We start from the raw sequence: 3,948 nt of genomic DNA, 5'->3' as shown, positions 1-3,948 counted from the left end.
CTTTGATGTCATACGATGTGCCAAAAATGATTAATGATCAAGGAGGGCAAATAAGAATTTTTATGCCTCGTTATGGTAATATAAATGAAAGAAGGCATCAATTACATGAAGTTATTCGCCTTTCGGGGATGAATCTTGTTGTAAATGACGTAGATATGCCACTAATTATTAAAGTTGCATCGATACCAAAAGAGCGTATTCAGGTTTATTTTATCGATAATGATGAGTATTTTAAACGCAAAGCTACGTTTACCGACGAAGAAGGTGTTATGTTTCCTGATAATGATGAACGTGCTATTTTCTTTGCAAAAGGTGTGGTAGAAACGGTTAAGAAATTAAACTGGGTTCCAGATATTATACACGTGCAAGGCTGGATGGCAGCAATGCTTCCTATATATATGAAACATTATTATAAAGATGAAGCCTTATTTGCTGACACAAAAATTGTAACATCAGTCTTTAATCAGTCTTTCGACGGAAGTCTAGATATTGAAATGAGTAAAAAAGTACAGTTTGATGGGATTCCTCATAGTGCTATTGCTGAGCTTGATAATCCTACTTTCGAAAACATTATGATGGCATCAATAAATCATTCAGATGGCATTGTGATTGCTTCAGAAAGCATTTCTTCAAATTTAACAAAATTTATAGATGCTTCAAAAAAACCTTTTTTACCTTTCGCCCAGAAAGATACGTTTTCGGAAGCGTACACAGAATTTTACAAAAATCAAATTTTAGGTTAATGATGAATACCACTTTTTTAAGAAAACTAACAATTGTTTTAGTTGCTATATTTTTTGCTTCGTGCGATAAAGATTATAATACATTAGGTTCAGATATTGTAGGGAATGGGAATTTTGGGTTCGATAGTGAGATTTTTGAGGTTTCTGCGGATAACCAAAACACAGGGCCTGTGCAAAGCAATAATTTGCCTATAAATTCATTAGGATATTACAATAATTCCGTTTTTGGAAAAAGCAAAGCTAGCCTTGTAACACAATTACAGTTAGAAACTGTTGCGCCAATTTTTTATGATACACCATCAACTATAAATATAGATTCAGTATATATTTATGTGCCTTATTATTCGACACTTTCAAGTACAGACGCTACTAGTGGAGATAGAACTTATGAAGAATTAGATTCTATTTTGCCAATTAAAAAAGCGGATAGAAAACCGATAAAATTAAGTTTGTATCGTTCGGGTTATGTTTTAAGAGATTATGATCCAGCAAGCGGATTTAATAATCCACAAATATATTATAGTGACCAACAACCAGAAATAGATGCTGTAAAAGGTACTCTTTTGGCTACTAAGGATGATTTTCAATTTGAAAACACAGAGATAAAATTATTAAAAAACAATTCTCCACTTGGTTCAGGAACGGTTAAAGAAAGGCTTGCGCCAGGATTGTTTTTTAATTTAGATGCAGCCACAAAAGATTACTTCGAAACAGCTATCATACAAGCATCTTCGGATAAATTAGTTAACAATAACGCTTTCAAAGAATATTTTAGAGGATTGTATATTGCGGCAGAAGATTCACCAGGAAACGCTAGCCAAGGGACAATGGCGAGAATGAATTTTTCAGGAGGGTCTATTACAATTGTATATCATGATCACAATTCTACTACAGATGCCAATTCTGCAACAGTAGTTAAAAAAAGAAAAACAATCGTTTTAAAAATGTCTGGAAACACAGTAAATTTGTTAAACGATGAGCCAAGTCCTAACTATGTAACACCATATACTACGCCTATTGCAAACGCGGATAAATTATATTTAAAAGGAGGACAAGGATCTATAGCGGTTCTTGATTTATTTGGTGGGGAATTTAATAAAAATTCTGCTGACTTAAATAGAATGAGAAACGAAAAATGGTTAATAAATGATGCCAGTATTACTTTTTATGTAGATCAAACTGCAATGGGAGCGACTGAAACAGAGCCAAACAGAGTTTATTTATATGACTTGACTAATAAAAGACCTCTTATTGATTATTATTATGATTCATCTACAAGTACAAATTCAAAATATAATAAGTTTGTATATGGCGGATTAATCTCAGAAAACAATTCGAAAGTAATACCTTACAATAGCACGACTCGAGGAGCAAAATATAAAATAAGGATTACTAATTATATTAAAAATTTAATCAAAAACGGAAATTACAAAAATGCCGATAATACAAATGATGTTACAAAAGATTCTACAAATGTAAAATTGGGATTAATAGTGACAGAAAATATAAATACAATAAGCAATGCGACTTTAAAAAGTTCATTTTCATATAATATGGAGGATAAAGACGGGAATCCTGTGGCGAAAACTTCAAAATATTTCCCTGTAATGTCTGTTGTAAATCCTTTAGGAACAGTATTGTATGGAGGAAATTATCCTTCAACTCATCCGTATTACGACAAAAGAATAAAACTTGAAATTTATTATACAAAACCTAATTAAGTATAAATTATGTGTGGAATTGTTGGATATATCGGTCACAGAGAAGCTTACCCAATTGTAATAAAAGGACTAAAACGCCTAGAATATAGAGGTTATGATAGTGCTGGAATTGTACTTTATGACGGTAAAGATTTAAAATTATCTAAAACTAAAGGTAAAGTTTCTGATCTTGAAGAAAAATCATCAAAGGAAATTTCTACTAATGGAACAATAGGAATGGGTCACACTCGTTGGGCTACACATGGCGTTCCTAACGATGTAAACTCGCATCCACACTTATCAAACTCAGGGAATCTTGCTATAATTCATAACGGAATCATCGAAAATTATGAGCCGTTAAAAAAAGAATTAATCAATAGAGGTTATACTTTCAAATCAGATACAGATACCGAAGTATTAGTAAATCTTATTGAAGATGTACAAAAGAAAGACAACCTTAAACTAGGAAAAGCAGTTCAAATTGCATTAAACCAAGTAATTGGTGCTTATGCTATTTGTGTTTTCGACAAACAAAAACCAGACGAAATTGTGGTTGCCCGTTTGGGAAGCCCATTAGCAATAGGAATAGGTAAAGACGAGTTTTTTATCGCTTCTGATGCCACGCCGTTTATCGAATATACTTCGAATGCTATTTATTTAGAAGACGAAGAAATGGCTATTGTACGTTTACACAAACCATTGAAAATCCGTAAAATAAAAGATGACTCTCTTGTAGATCCTTATATTCAGGAGCTTCAAATGAATTTGGAGCAAATCGAAAAAGGAGGTTACGATCATTTTATGATGAAAGAAATCTACGAGCAACCTAACGTTATCAAAGATACTTATCGTGGTCGTCTTCATGCCAATGAAGGACTAATAAAAATGGCAGGAATAGAAGATAATATAGATAAATTTACCAATGCAAAACGCATTGTAATAATTGCTTGCGGAACCTCATGGCACGCAGGATTGGTTGCCGAATATATTTTTGAAGAATTTGCTCGTATTCCAGTTGAAGTAGAATATGCTTCGGAATTCAGATATCGAAATCCAATTATAGATAAAGATGATGTTATTATTGCAATCTCTCAATCGGGAGAAACTGCAGATACGCTTGCCGCAATAAAACTAGCAAAAGAAAAAGGCGCTTTTGTTTTCGGAGTATGTAACGTCGTTGGATCGTCTATTTCTAGAGAAACCCACGCTGGCGCTTATACCCATGCTGGACCAGAAATTGGAGTAGCTTCTACAAAAGCTTTTACCACACAAATCACTGTTTTGACAATGATTGCTTTGCGTTTGGCTAAAGCAAAAGGAACTTTATCAAACTCAGATTTTCATAGATACTTACAGGAACTAGAAATTATTCCTGAAAAAGTTGCTGAGGCACTTAAAACTAATGATAAAGCCAAAGAAATTGCAGCAGTTTTCAAAGATGCTACAAATTTCTTATATTTAGGAAGAGGTTATAATTTCCCGGTAGCATTAGAAGGCGCTTTGAA

3 protein-coding genes are annotated in these 3,948 nt (G+C 33.2%); all 3 read left to right on the top strand.

Annotated features, from left to right (window positions below; translation table 11 throughout):
• Positions 1–743: glycogen/starch synthase (locus ACH2BG_RS04765; protein WP_395046578.1), on the top strand; the 743-nt coding region annotated here is incomplete at its 5' end.
• The gene (locus tag ACH2BG_RS04760) at positions 743–2,464 is read left to right on the top strand and encodes a DUF4270 domain-containing protein (RefSeq protein WP_395046577.1); all 1,722 of its coding nucleotides are present in this window, start codon (positions 743–745) and stop codon (positions 2,462–2,464) included. The genes ACH2BG_RS04765 and ACH2BG_RS04760, both read left to right, overlap by 1 nt.
• A 9-nt stretch (positions 2,465–2,473) precedes the next feature.
• On the top strand, positions 2,474–3,948 hold a 1,475-nt coding region (gene glmS / locus ACH2BG_RS04755), incomplete at its 3' end, for a glutamine--fructose-6-phosphate transaminase (isomerizing) (protein ID WP_395046576.1).

Origin of the sequence: Flavobacterium sp., assembly GCF_043779715.1 — a bacterium.
Classification (GTDB): Bacteria; Bacteroidota; Bacteroidia; order Flavobacteriales; family Flavobacteriaceae; genus Flavobacterium.
Note: the sequence above shows the minus strand (reverse complement) of the source record. Positions and strands in the feature narration are given on the sequence as shown.